We start from the raw sequence: 12,041 nt of genomic DNA on the forward strand, positions 1-12,041 counted from the left end.
ACGGCCGCTTCCTTTGTACTCACCCTCTCGGGCTTTCCTCCGGGCGCTTCCCTTCGGTCTTGCGTTTCCGACTCTATCAGATCCTTTTCTCGACCTGACCCCCAGTCAGCGGGGTTTGTCTTTCCGGCCGTTGGGCCGTTCCGACGTCTCAAACCTTAGCGGATCCTCCCGGCGATTCCCAATCGGGCCGCCGAGCCCATAGCGGAATTGAATTCGGGCACGCCGAAAGCAACCCCGCAGGGAGATCGTGCTGATGGTTTGGTTTACCGCTGTCCGGGGTTCGACCGGAGACGGCGCTCGCGCCGGACAACTCGGAGAACAGTACGGACGCGGCCGGGGCGTGTCAACTTCGGTGCGGTCTGCACCCCGCGGGCGTACTGTGGGGCACGTGATGACGCGTACGTGTAACCAGCAGTGGTGGGCCGCCTGACGGCGGCCGCAGTCACGTATGCACTCAACGGCCGCCGCCTCGGCGGCCGTTCTTGTTTCTCCCTCCGGGAGAGTCGGCCGTCGGGTGCGGCGGTCTCGACCAGGAGGTGGAGAGATGAAGCGGGTCTTCAGCGGGGTCAAGCCCACGGGCCATCTGACGCTGGGCAACTATCTGGGGGCCATGCGGCGGTGGGCCGACGTGGACCAGCACCAGGCGGACGCGCTCTTCTGCGTCGTCGATCTGCACGCGTTGACCGTGGAGCACGATCCCGGGCGGGTGCGGCGGCTCAGTCGGCAGGGGGCCACGCTGTTGCTCGCGTCGGGGCTGGATCCGCGGCTGTGCACGCTGTTCGTGCAGAGCCATGTGGATGAGCACGCGCGGCTGTCGTACCTGCTGGAGTGTGTGGCCACCGACGGCGAGATGCGGCGGATGATCCAGTACAAGGAGAAGGCCGTACGGGAGCGGGAGCGCGGGGGCAGTGTGCGGCTGTCGCTGCTGACGTATCCGGTGCTGATGGCGGCGGACATCCTGGCGTACGGGACGGACGAGGTTCCGGTGGGGGACGACCAGACGCAGCACGTGGAGCTGGCGCGGGATCTGGCGGTGCGGTTCAACCAGCGTTACGGGCCGGCGTTCGTGGTGCCGCGGGCCACGCGTCCGGGGGTGGGAGCGCGGGTCATGAACCTCCAGGAGCCGACGTCGAAGATGGGGAAGAGCGACGACGTCGGGCCCGGGATCGTGTACTTGCTGGACGAACCGGACGTGGTGCGGAAGAAGGTCATGCGGGCCGTGACCGACAGCGGGCGCGATGTCGTCTACGACCGGGAGGGGCGGCCGGGGGTGGCGAACCTGCTGGAGGTCCTGGCCGCGTGCACGGGTGGGAACCCCGAGGAGCTGAGCGGTGTATATGAGTCGTATGGCGCTTTGAAGAAGGACACCGCGGAGGCCGTGGTCGAGGTGCTGCGGCCCGTGCAGGAGAGGCACAGGGAGCTGTGCGCGGATCCTGGATATGTGGAGGGGGTGCTGCGGGATGGCGCGGAGCGGGCGCGGGCGATGGCTCGGCCGAGGGTGGATGCCGCCTATCGCGCGATCGGGTTGCTGCCGGGTGGTGGTACCCGCGGTGCCGGGGATGACCGCGATAGCCGGGCCGCCCGGGATACCCGTGGCGTCGGGGTGGTGAACCCGGCTCGGTAAGGGCGCAGGGGCTACGTCGGCGGGTGCGCCGCCCCCGGTTTCCTCGGGTCCGCGGGGGCGGCGTGGCGGGTCGGTCAGTTGCTGTTGCCGGAGGCGAGTTCGCGGCTGCGGTCGCGGGCGGCTTCCAGGGCGGCGATGAGGGCGGCCCGTACGCCGTGGCTCTCCAGTTCGCGGATGGCGTTGATCGTCGTGCCCGCGGGAGAGGTGACGTTCTCGCGGAGCTTGACGGGGTGCTCGCCGCTGTCGCGGAGCATGGTGGCGGCTCCGATGGCGGACTGGACGATCAGGTCGTGGGCCTTGTCCCGGGGCAGGCCGAGGAGGATGCCCGCGTCGGTCATGGCCTCGACCAGGAAGAAGAAGTACGCCGGGCCGGAGCCGGAGAGGGCGGTGCAGGCGTCCTGCTGCGACTCGGGGACGCGGAGGGTCTTGCCGACGGCGCCGAAGATCTCCTCGGTGTGGGTGAGGTCCGCTTCGGAGGCGTGGGTGCCCGCGGAGATGACGGACATGGCCTCGTCGACGAGGGCGGGGGTGTTCGTCATGACGCGGACGACCGGGGTGCCGGGGGCGAGGCGCTCCTCGAAGAAGGAGGTGGGGATGCCCGCGGCGCCGCTGATGACCAGGCGGTCGGCGGGGATGTGCGGGGCGAGTTCGTCGAGGAGGGTGCCCATGTCCTGGGGTTTGACCGTGAGGATCAGGGTGTCGGCGGTCTTGGCGGCGTCGGGGTTGCTGACCGGGGTGACGCCGTGGCGGGCGCGGAGTTCTTCGGCCCGTTCGGGGCGGCGGGCCGTGACCAGAAGGTCGGCGGGGCTCCAGCCCGCGCGGATCATTCCGCTGAGCAGGGCTTCGCCGATCTTGCCGGTGCCGAGGACTGCGACTTTCTGGCTCATGGTGCGGGTGCCCTCCGGGGGTTGCGTCGTCCGGGTTCATCCTCGCACCGGGGGTGGTGGGTGTGCGTGGGTTGTCCGCTGGGCGGGACGTCGGTCCGGCGGTGGGCGGGCCGGGTGGGCGGTCAGGTCGTGCGGCGGCGGAGGGTGGCGGCTCCGAGGCCCAGGACGAGGAGGGCGCAACCCGCGACGATCAGGACGTCGCGGAGGAAGGTCGTCGTCATGTCGCTGTGCTTGAGGACCTCGTTCATGCCGTCGACGGCGTAGGACATGGGGAGGACGTCGGAGATGGCTTCCAGGACCGGGTGCATGTTGTCCCTCGGGGTGAAGAGACCGCAGAGGAGGAGCTGGGGGAAGATCACGGCCGGCATGAACTGGACGGCCTGGAACTCGGAGGCCGCGAAGGCCGAGACGAAGAGGCCGAGGGCCGTGCCGAGCAGGGCGTCGAGCAGGGCGACCAGGAGGAGGAGCCAGGGCGAGCCGGTGACGTCGAGGCCCAGGAACCAGAGGGCGAGACCGGTGGCGAGGGCTGACTGGATGATCGCGAGGGCACCGAAGGCGAGGGCGTAACCGGCGATCAGGTCGCCCTTGCCGAGGGGCATGGCGAGGAGGCGTTCGAGGGTGCCGGAGGTGCGTTCGCGGAGGGTGGCGATCGAGGTCACCAGGAACATGGTGACCATCGGGAAGATTCCGAGGAGTGAGGCGCCGATGCTGTCGAAGGTGCGCGGGTCGCCGTCGTAGACGTAGCGCAGCAGGAACAGCAGCAGGCAGGGGACCATGATCATCAGCGCGATGGTGCGCGGGTCGTGGCGGAGCTGACCCAGGACGCGCAGTGCCGTGGCGACGGTGCGGGAGGCGTTCAGGGCGGTGGGAGGCGCGGGGGCGGGCCGTGGGGTCGGCTCGGGTGCCCGGCTGGTCCCGGTCTCGTGGGTTGTGGTGGTGCCCTTGGCCATGGTGGGTCCGTTGGTCGTGGGGTCGTTGGTCGTGGTGGGGCCGTTCGGGTCGGTCATCGCGTGGACTCCTTGGCGCGGGCCTCGTCGGTCGCTTCGTCCACGAGGGTCAGGAAGGCCGCTTCGACGGTGTCGGAGCCGGTGCGCTCGCGGAGGGCGTCCGGGGTGTCGTCGGCGAGGATCTCGCCCTCGCGCATGAGGAGGAGGCGGTGGCAGCGCTCTGCCTCGTCCATGACGTGGGAGGAGATGAGGAGGGTGGCGCCGCGGGTGGCGGCGATGTCGTGGAAGAGGCGCCAGAGGTCGCGGCGGAGGACGGGGTCGAGGCCGACGGTGGGTTCGTCGAGGACGAGGAGTTCGGGGGCACCGAGGAGGGCCACGGCGAGGGAGACGCGGCTGCGCTGGCCGCCGGAGAGGTTGCCGGCGAGGGCGTCGGTGTGGGTGGTGAGGTCGACGTCCTCGATGGCGCGGGTGACGTCCTCGTGGCGGCGGGCGGTGGCGGCGCGGCCGGGTTCGAGGATGGCGGCGAAGTAGTCGAGGTTCTGGCGGACGGTGAGGTCGTCGTAGACGGAAGGGGCTTGGGTGACGTAGCCGATGCGGGTGCGCAGGCTGGGGGAGCCCGCGGGGTGGCCGAGGACCTCCAGGGTGCCGGTGACCTTGGCCTGGGTGCCGACGATCGCGCGCATCAGGGTCGACTTGCCGCATCCGGAGGGGCCGAGCAGGCCCGTGACCTGGCCGCGGGGGACGGCGAAGTCGAGGGTGCGCAGGACCGTGCGCGGGCCGCGGGTGACGGTGAGGTGCTCGGCGCGGACGGCGGCGGTGCCGTCCGCGCCGGGAGGATCGCTCACGTAATTCATCATGTGATGAATAATCCTCCTGGTGGCCTGGGGCCGTCAAGCGGGGAGGTCAGCGCGCGGCGAGCAGCAGCTGGACGACGTACGCCTCCTCGACGACTCCGTCGGGGAAGCGCTTGAGGAGGTGGGCTCGCTCCTCGGCGAGGAAGGCGGCCGCGCGCTCCGGACCGTGGATGAGGAAGAGGGAGTGGCTGGTGATGTTGGCGAGGTGGGTGTCGAGCGGGACGCGGCGGCTCCACGGGAGGTGGCGGCGGGTGAAGCGCAGACGGCCGGTGGGGTCGACGGGGCTGGCGGGGCGGCCACTGGTGTCGAAGGTGGCGTCGGCGCCGTAGTGGCGGGCGATGCGGGCCGACTGTTCGGTGATCCAGGGCACGTCGGGGGCGTCGGTGTTCCACCACAGGGCGAGCGCGCCGCCGGGGCGGAGGACGCGGAGGGCCTCCGGGACCGAGCGTTCCGGGTCGGTCCAGTGCCAGGACTGGGCGTAGGTGAGGAGGTCGACGGAACCGTCGGCGAGGGGCAGGGCGTTGCCGTCGCCCAGGACGAGGGGGACGTCGGGGAGGGTGCGGCGGAACTCGGCGGCCATGCCGGTGCCGGGCTCCACGGCGATGACCTCGGCGCCGCGCGCGTGGAGGAGGGCGGTCGCCAGTCCCGTACCGGCGCCTATGGACTCCCGCCACACACCCTAGGAGCGGCGGCGCTTCTTCGAGGGGTTGCCGGTGCGGCGGGAGGTGCGCTTCTCGTACTGCTCGCGGGCGGTCTCGTACTCCTCGCGGTGGAGTTTCTCGCCGGGTGCCTCGGTGAGGGCGCGGAAGAAGTAGGCGAGGAGGGAGCCGACGAAGCCGATGGTCAGGAGGCCGCGCAGGGAGGTCTGGCGGTCGGGGTCGGGGCGCTTGCTGAAGCTGTCCCAGGTGTGGCGGAAGGCCAGCGCGCTGCACACCGCGAACATCACGACGACGAGGAGGTTGACGAAGCTGCCGGTGTCGGCGAGCCGGAGGCCGTCGTAGGCGAAGCGGAGGACGAGGCAGGCGGCGGTGGCCGCGGCGAGGGAGCCGACGGCGACGCCGACGCGGCGGGCCGGGTAGCCGTGGCCGTGGTCGACCCAGGTCGTGCCGAAGAAGCGGAGGGGCTCGGGGCGGGGGCCCGCGGCCGGGGTGGGGGTGCCGTTGTCGTCGCTCACGTGTCGATTATGGCTCCGGCCCCGGCCGGGGGTCCCTCAGGTGTCGGGCACGCGGTGGGACGTCAGGTCGCCGCCCGCCGCGGGAGGCCCGCTGGTCACACCTGGCAGCGGGGGCGGATGTAGCCGTCGCTGCCGGTGAGGATGTAGGCGTCCGAGACGAACTCGGCGCTGGCGATGTTGTCCCAGATGTTCGAGGTGCCGTAGGGGCCGGTCACCGTCGTGCCCGGCGTCTGGCAGTAGATCGGCACCTTGGCGCCCTCGGACAGGACGCGGGTGATCGGGTAGTTGGTGCCCGGGCCGCCCCGGACGTTCAGCCGGACGCCCGGCGCGACCGAGTAGTAGCGCAGCGTCGTGGCCGCGGTGGCCGCCGTGGTGACGGCTTCCGCCTCGCCCACGCTCGCCGCCTCGTGTGCCTCAGGTGCCTCAGGTGCCTCAGGTGCCTCGTCGACACGGTCAACAGACATGACGTTCCCTCCCCGTTGATCCCCATGTTGGTCATGGGCCCCGTTGATTCCCCGAAGTACGACACGCACACATGTGTGCGTGCGGAACACGGAGGCTAGCAAGCCTCCTCTGTCTCGTACGAGTCATCGACTAAGCTCCGTGCGTCGCGCGCGCGGACGAACAGCACGGGGGTGGTCCCATGGCGCCACAGCGGAACATCGGGGCGGGCGCGGAAGCGGAACTTCCGGAATACGCCGGGCACTACCGGCTCGAATCGACGCTCGGCTCCGGTGGCATGGGGGTCGTGCACCTGGCGCGGAGCACCTCGGGCATGAAGCTCGCGGTGAAGGTCGTACACGGCGAGTTCGCCCGGGACCCCGAGTTCCGGGGGCGGTTCCGGCAGGAGATCGCGGCGGCGCGGCGGGTCAGCGGTGCCTTCACCGCGCCCGTCGTCGACGCCGATCCGGAGGCCGCGCGACCATGGATGGCCACCCTCTTCATTCCCGGGCCGACGCTGGCCGAGCAGGTGAAGCGGAACGGCTCCCTGGACCCGGAGCAGCTGCGGCGGCTGATGGCCGGGCTGGCGGAGGCGCTGCGGGACATCCACCGGGTCGGGGTCGTGCACCGGGATCTGAAGCCGAGCAACGTGCTGCTCGCCGACGACGGCCCGAAGGTCATCGACTTCGGGATCTCGCGGCCCAAGGACAGCGAACTGCGCACCGAGACCGGGAAGTTGATCGGCACGCCGCCGTTCATGGCGCCGGAGCAGTTCCGGCGGCCCCGGGAGGTGGGGCCCGCCGCGGACGTCTTCGCGCTGGGGTCGGTCATGGTGCACGCGGCGACGGGGCGCGGGCCGTTCGACTCGGACAGTCCGTATGTCGTCGCCTACCAGGTCGTGCACGACGAGCCGGACGTGACGGGAGTGCCGGAGAGCCTGGCGCCGCTGATCCTGCGGTGTCTCGCCAAGGAGCCCGGGGACCGGCCGACGCCGGACGAGCTGATGCGGGAGCTGCGGTCGGTGGCGGCCTCGTACGACACCCAGGTGTTCATACCGACACAGCGTGCCGGTGACGGGCCCGAGCCGACCGCCGACGGCGAACCGGAGCGGCCCGGGGGCGCCGAGCCGGTGGGCGGGCGGGCGGCGCGGCGCCGACGCCGCAGGTCGGCGGTGATCGGGGCCACGGCGCTGGGTCTTGCCGCGCTCGTCTCGGTGGCCGCGGTGCAGCTGTTCGGCTCCGAGGACGGTGGGCCGCGGGACCGTGGTGCCGTGCGGACCACGCCTGTCGGTTTCCGCGCCTGGGAGTCCACGCCGACTCCGGGGCAGCGGGCACCGCAGTGCTCGTACGGCGCCTCCGTGTTGCTGTGTGCCCAGACGGGTCTCGTGTTCGCGCTCGACCCCGCTGACGGCCGTCTGCTGTGGCGGCGCGGGCTGACCGAGGCGCGGATGGTGCCGCCCGCCGTGGTCGGGGGTCTCGTCCAGCCCTGGCGGGAGCTGAGCGATCGGCTTGAGGCGCTCGACCCCGCCACGGGCGAGCCCCGGTGGAGCCGGACCGTGCACCCGTACAGCGGGCTGGCGTACGACGCGGACGGTCTCCTGCTCATCGGCGCCGACTCCACGGTCACCAGCGTGGACGGCGCGTCCGGGGAGGTCCGGTGGCGCCACCGGATACCGGGGCACGCGATGCCCGGCTTCGTCTCCTACCCCGGCGATCCGCTGGCCTACGCGACGAGCAGGGCCGACGACGGGAGGACCACGCGGGTCACGGCGGTGGACCCGGACTCCGGTGAGGTGCGGTGGGACGCGCGGCTGGACGGGGCGCTGGAGCCCGTCGGTGCGGCTGACGGGTCCGTCTTCTTCGTCTCGCTCGGTTCCGTCTACGAGGATGCCAGGGCCGTGGTCCGCTACACGCCCGGCACCGGGGCGTCCCGGCGCGTGCCGCTGCCCGTGGCGGTGGAGCAGGCGGAGGTCGCCGTCCACGACGACGTCGTCTACCTCATGGGGGCCGGGGGCTCACTGGTGGCCGTCGACATGGGCGCGGGAAAGCAGCGGTGGAGCCTGGAGACGGGGGTGACCCGGGGGTCGGCGCCGGTGGCCGACAGTCGGCACGTGTACTTCACCGCGCCGGACGGACGGCTGCTCGCCGTCGACGCGGCCGGGGGCAGGCTGGTCGGGCAGACACCGCCGCGGATCGGTGCGAGCGGGAGCCGGGTCGCCGCCGGGCTGCCGGTGCCGGTGATCGTGGGACACGGGGTCTACGCGGGCGCCCCGGACGGCACCGTCTTCGCCGTGGACGCACGGGATCCGGCCCGCTGGTAGGGGCGGGCCGGATCGCGCGGGGTCAGGCCCGCTGGTGGGAGCGGGCCCGATCGCGTGGAGCCAGGCCCGCCGATAGGAGCGGGCCCGATCGCGTCGGGTCAGGCCCGCCGATAGGAGCGGGCCCGGTCGTGTCAGCTGAGCTTGGTGACGTCGCGGACGGCGCCCTTGTCGGCGCTGGTGGCCATGGCGGCGTAGGCGCGGAGGGCGGCGGAGACCTTGCGGTCGCGGTCGCGCGGGGCGTACACGCCGTTCCGGGCCTGCTCGCGGCGGGCCAGCTCGGCGTCGTCGACCAGCAGCTCGATGGTGCGGCCCGGGATGTCGATGCGGATGCGGTCGCCGTCCTCGACGAGGGCGATGGTGCCGCCGGAGGCCGCCTCCGGGGAGGCGTGGCCGATGGAGAGGCCGGAGGTGCCGCCGGAGAACCGGCCGTCGGTGACCAGGGCGCAGGTCTTGCCGAGGCCGCGGCCCTTGAGGAAGGACGTCGGGTAGAGCATCTCCTGCATACCGGGGCCGCCCTTGGGACCCTCGTAGCGGATGACGACCACGTCGCCGTGGGTGATCTGCTTGTTGAGGATCTTCTCGACGGCTTCCTCCTGGGACTCGCAGACGACCGCCGGGCCCTCGAAGGTCCAGATCGACTCGTCGACGCCCGCCGTCTTCACCACACAGCCGTCGACGGCGAGGTTGCCCCTGAGGACCGCGAGGCCGCCGTCCTTGGAGTACGCGTGCTCGGCGCTGCGGATGCAGCCGCCCTCGGCGTCGGTGTCCAGGGCCTCCCAGCGCTCGGACTGGGAGAACGCCTCGGCGGAGCGGACGCAGCCGGGGGCCGCGTGCCACAGTTCGACCGCCTCGGGGGAGGGGGAGCCGCCGCGGACGTCCCACGTCTTCAGCCAGTCGGAGAGGGACGGGCTGTGGACGGCGTGGACGTCCTCGTTGAGCAGGCCCGCGCGGTGGAGTTCGCCCAGCAGGGCCGGGATGCCGCCCGCGCGGTGCACGTCCTCCATGTAGTACGTGCGGTCCTTGGCGACGTTCGGCGCGACCTTGGCCAGGCAGGGGACGCGGCGGCTGACGGCGTCGATCTGCTCCAGGCCGAAGTCGACGCCCGCCTCCTGGGCGGCGGCCAGCAGGTGCAGGATCGTGTTGGTGGAGCCGCCCATCGCGATGTCCAGCGCCATGGCGTTCTCGAACGCCTGGAAGGTGGCGACGTTGCGGGGCAGGACCGTCTCGTCGTCCCCGTCGTAGTAGCGGCGGGTGATGTCCATGACCGTCCGGGCGGCGGAGACGTAGAGCTGCCTGCGGGCGGTGTGGGTGGCGAGGACCGAGCCGTTGCCGGGCAGGCTCAGGCCGATGGCCTCGGTGAGGCAGTTCATCGAGTTGGCGGTGAACATGCCGGAGCAGGAGCCGCAGGTCGGACAGGCGTTCTCCTCGATACGGAGGATGTCCTCGTCCGAGATCTTGTCGTTCACGGCGTCGGAGATCGCGTCGACCAGGTCGAGCGTGCGGACGGTGCCGTCGACCAGGGTGGCGCGGCCGGACTCCATCGGGCCGCCGGAGACGAAGACCGTGGGGATGTTCAGGCGCAGGGCGGCCATCAACATGCCCGGGGTGATCTTGTCGCAGTTGGAGATGCAGACCAGGGCGTCGGCGCAGTGGGCCTCGACCATGTACTCGACCGAGTCGGCGATCAGGTCGCGGGAGGGCAGGGAGTAGAGCATTCCGCCGTGGCCCATCGCGATGCCGTCGTCCACGGCGATCGTGTTGAACTCGCGTGGGATGCCGCCCGCCTCCGTGATCGCCTCGCTGACGATCCGGCCGACCGGCTGGAGGTGGGTGTGGCCCGGCACGAACTCCGTGAAGCTGTTGGCGACCGCGATGATCGGCTTCCGGCCGATGTCCGCACCGGGTACACCGGAGGCGCGCATCAGGGCGCGGGCGCCCGCCATGTTGCGGCCGTGGGTGACTGTGCGGGACCTCAGCTCGGGCATCGTCGCTCGCTCCTTCAGAGACTGCCGCCAGAGTTTTCTGACTGACGTCGAGCGTACGCCGGTGCTCCGAGGGGTGGACAGGGTGTCCGGAATCCGGGACGGGGATCTCAGGAGCTGTAGGGGGCGCGTGGGGCTTGGTCAGGGGTTGGTCAGGTGGCCCTGTACCACCGGCGCCACCCGCTGGATGATCTGTTCCATGTCCGCCGACGCCAGCGGCTCCGCCTTGATCACGTAGCGGATCATCATGATCCCCACCAGTTGCGCCGCCGCCAGTTCCACGCGCAGTTCCGCGTCCGGCGCTTCCATCCGGGCGGCCACGCGGCGCATCAGCTGCGAGGTGACCAGCCGGCGGAAGACGGTGGCGGCGGCCTCGTTGTTCACCGCCGAGCGGACGATCGCGAGCAGCGGCGCCCGGGTCGCCGGGTTCTCCCAGAGGCCGAGGATCAGGCGGGCGAGGCGTTCGCCGATGTCGTCGAGGGGGCCGTCGAGGGTGGCGTCCCGGACGTCGAGGGCGGGCGCCAGGGCCGTCTCCACGGCGGCCTCGAAGACCTGTTCCTTGGTGCCGAAGTAGTGGTGGACCAGTGCCGAGTCCACGCCCGCGGCCTTGGCGATGCCACGTACCGACGTCTTCTCGTAGCCCCGCTGGGAGAACTCCTCGCGGGCCGCGCCGAGGATCCGGTCCCGGGTCGCGGGGGCGTCGGTGGCCTCCGTGCGCGGGGGGCGGCCACGGCGGCGCGGGGCGGGTGTCGTGCTGGTCATGGCCGGGGCACCCGCGTGGCCGAGGCGAGGTGGAGCCGGGTGAAGGCGAGGGCCTCGGCGAGGTCGGCCTCGCGTTCCGCGCTGGACATCGCGCGGCGGGTGTTGACCTCGATGACCACGTGGCCGTCGAAGCCGGTGCGGGCGAGGCGTTCCAGCAGTTCGGCGCAGGGCTGGTGGCCGCGGCCGGGGACGAGGTGCTCGTCCTTCGCGGAGCCCCTGCCGTCGGCGAGGTGGACGTGGCCGAGGCGGTCACCCATGCGGTCGACCATGTCGAGGGCGTCGTTGCGGGCGGTCGCGGCGTGGCTGAGGTCGATGGTGAAGTGCCGGTAGTCGTCCTTGGTGACGTCCCAGTCGGGGGCGTAGGCGAGCATCTCGCGGTCGCGGTAGCGCCAGGGGTACATGTTCTCCACGGCGAACCGGACGTCCGTCTCGTCCGCCATGCGCCAGATCCCGTCGACGAAGTCGCGCGCGTACTGGCGCTGCCAGCGGAACGGGGGGTGTACGACGACGGTGGAGGCGCCCAGCTTCTCCGCCGCCGCACGGGCGCGCTGGAGCTTGACCCAGGGGTCGGTGGACCACACGCGCTGGGTGATCAGCAGGCAGGGGGCGTGCACGGCGAGGATCGGCATCCGGTGGTAGTCGGAGAGGCGGCGCAGGGCCTCGATGTCCTGGCTGACCGGGTCGGTCCAGACCATCACCTCGACGCCGTCGTAACCGAGGCGCGCGGCGATCTCGAAGGCCGTCGCCGTTGACTCCGGGTAGACGGAGGCCGTCGACAGGGCGACCTTCGCATCCGGGACGCGTACGACTGGGTTGGCCACGGGGACAGGGTAACGGGGTGGGGGGAGTCGGGGGCGGTGGCTCCTGGGTGGTGGTGGCTTCTGGGGGGGGCTTGGGGGCGGTGGCTTGGGGGCGGTGGCTCGGGGGCGGTGGCTCAGGGGCGGTGGCTCAGGGGATGGTGGCTCGGGGGCGGTGGCTCAGGGGCGGTGGCTCAGGGGATGGTGGCTCGGGGGCGGTGGCTTGGGGGGCGGTGGCTTGGGGGGCGGTGGC

11 protein-coding genes are annotated in these 12,041 nt (G+C 71.9%); 2 read left to right on the forward strand and 9 right to left on the reverse strand.

The window, feature by feature from the left end; translation table 11 throughout:
• Positions 1 to 544 precede the first annotated feature (544 nt).
• Positions 545 to 1,624: a tryptophan--tRNA ligase gene (gene trpS / locus ABZ659_RS24510; protein ID WP_360223865.1), complete on the forward strand. Its 1,080-nt coding sequence runs from the start codon at positions 545 to 547 to the stop codon at positions 1,622 to 1,624.
• A gap of 74 nt (positions 1,625 to 1,698) precedes the next feature.
• Here trpS and proC read toward each other — a convergent pair whose 3' ends face one another.
• The 6 genes from proC to ABZ659_RS24540 form a co-directional block, all read right to left on the reverse strand.
• Entirely contained in the window at positions 1,699 to 2,511 is an 813-nt protein-coding gene (proC, locus tag ABZ659_RS24515) for a pyrroline-5-carboxylate reductase (RefSeq protein ID WP_360223867.1), read from the reverse strand.
• Between the two features lie 122 nt (positions 2,512 to 2,633).
• Positions 2,634 to 3,461 carry an ABC transporter permease gene (locus tag ABZ659_RS24520; RefSeq protein ID WP_360224026.1) on the reverse strand — a complete coding sequence of 276 codons (828 nt, stop codon included), beginning with the start codon at positions 3,459 to 3,461 and terminating at the stop codon, positions 2,634 to 2,636.
• A 53-nt stretch (positions 3,462 to 3,514) separates the two neighbouring features.
• Positions 3,515 to 4,315 (reverse strand): ABC transporter ATP-binding protein, encoded by an 801-nt coding sequence (locus ABZ659_RS24525; RefSeq protein ID WP_360223869.1) that lies wholly within the window; start codon positions 4,313 to 4,315, stop codon positions 3,515 to 3,517.
• Between the two features lie 46 nt (positions 4,316 to 4,361).
• On the reverse strand, positions 4,362 to 4,988 hold the full coding sequence (locus tag ABZ659_RS24530) for a class I SAM-dependent methyltransferase (RefSeq protein ID WP_360223871.1): 627 nt from the start codon (positions 4,986 to 4,988) through the stop codon (positions 4,362 to 4,364).
• 3 nt (positions 4,989 to 4,991) lie between these two features.
• Positions 4,992 to 5,486 carry an EamA/RhaT family transporter gene (locus ABZ659_RS24535; protein WP_360223873.1) on the reverse strand — a complete coding sequence of 165 codons (495 nt, stop codon included), beginning with the start codon at positions 5,484 to 5,486 and terminating at the stop codon, positions 4,992 to 4,994.
• Between the two features lie 95 nt (positions 5,487 to 5,581).
• Positions 5,582 to 5,950, reverse strand: a complete 369-nt coding sequence (locus tag ABZ659_RS24540; RefSeq protein WP_360223875.1) for an SH3 domain-containing protein — start codon at positions 5,948 to 5,950, stop codon at positions 5,582 to 5,584.
• 179 nt (positions 5,951 to 6,129) lie between these two features.
• Here ABZ659_RS24540 and ABZ659_RS24545 point away from each other — a divergent pair, with 179 nt between their 5' ends.
• Complete coding sequence (locus tag ABZ659_RS24545) at positions 6,130 to 8,247, forward strand: serine/threonine-protein kinase (protein WP_360223877.1); 2,118 nt, start codon at positions 6,130 to 6,132, stop codon at positions 8,245 to 8,247.
• Positions 8,248 to 8,378: 131 nt separating this feature from the next.
• Here ABZ659_RS24545 and ilvD read toward each other — a convergent pair whose 3' ends face one another.
• The 3 genes from ilvD to ABZ659_RS24560 all read right to left on the reverse strand — a co-directional run bounded on the left by ilvD (position 8,379) and on the right by ABZ659_RS24560 (position 11,812).
• Positions 8,379 to 10,232: a dihydroxy-acid dehydratase gene (gene ilvD / locus ABZ659_RS24550; RefSeq protein WP_360223879.1), complete on the reverse strand. Its 1,854-nt coding sequence runs from the start codon at positions 10,230 to 10,232 to the stop codon at positions 8,379 to 8,381.
• A gap of 138 nt (positions 10,233 to 10,370) precedes the next feature.
• Positions 10,371 to 10,991 (reverse strand): TetR family transcriptional regulator, encoded by a 621-nt coding sequence (locus ABZ659_RS24555; protein WP_360223881.1) that lies wholly within the window; start codon positions 10,989 to 10,991, stop codon positions 10,371 to 10,373.
• On the reverse strand, positions 10,988 to 11,812 hold the full coding sequence (locus tag ABZ659_RS24560) for a sugar phosphate isomerase/epimerase (RefSeq protein WP_360223883.1): 825 nt from the start codon (positions 11,810 to 11,812) through the stop codon (positions 10,988 to 10,990). The genes ABZ659_RS24555 and ABZ659_RS24560 overlap by 4 nt, the downstream gene beginning before the upstream one ends.
• Positions 11,813 to 12,041: the final 229 nt, after the last annotated feature.

Source organism: Streptomyces sp. NPDC006997 (assembly GCF_040635175.1).
Taxonomy (GTDB): domain Bacteria; phylum Actinomycetota; class Actinomycetes; order Streptomycetales; family Streptomycetaceae; genus Streptomyces.

Excerpts from the sequence above, each read along its gene's own strand:
- trpS (WP_360223865.1), top strand. The coding sequence starts at position 545 with ATGAAGCGGGTCTTCAGCGGGGTCAAGCCCACGGGCCATCTGACGCTG.
- proC (WP_360223867.1), bottom strand. The coding sequence starts at position 2,511 with ATGAGCCAGAAAGTCGCAGTCCTCGGCACCGGCAAGATCGGCGAAGCC.
- ABZ659_RS24520 (WP_360224026.1), bottom strand. The coding sequence starts at position 3,461 with ATGGCCAAGGGCACCACCACAACCCACGAGACCGGGACCAGCCGGGCA.
- ABZ659_RS24525 (WP_360223869.1), bottom strand. The coding sequence starts at position 4,315 with ATGATGAATTACGTGAGCGATCCTCCCGGCGCGGACGGCACCGCCGCC.
- ABZ659_RS24540 (WP_360223875.1), bottom strand. The coding sequence starts at position 5,950 with ATGTCTGTTGACCGTGTCGACGAGGCACCTGAGGCACCTGAGGCACCT.
- ABZ659_RS24545 (WP_360223877.1), top strand. The coding sequence starts at position 6,130 with ATGGCGCCACAGCGGAACATCGGGGCGGGCGCGGAAGCGGAACTTCCG.
- ilvD (WP_360223879.1), bottom strand. The coding sequence starts at position 10,232 with ATGCCCGAGCTGAGGTCCCGCACAGTCACCCACGGCCGCAACATGGCG.
- ABZ659_RS24555 (WP_360223881.1), bottom strand. The coding sequence starts at position 10,991 with ATGACCAGCACGACACCCGCCCCGCGCCGCCGTGGCCGCCCCCCGCGC.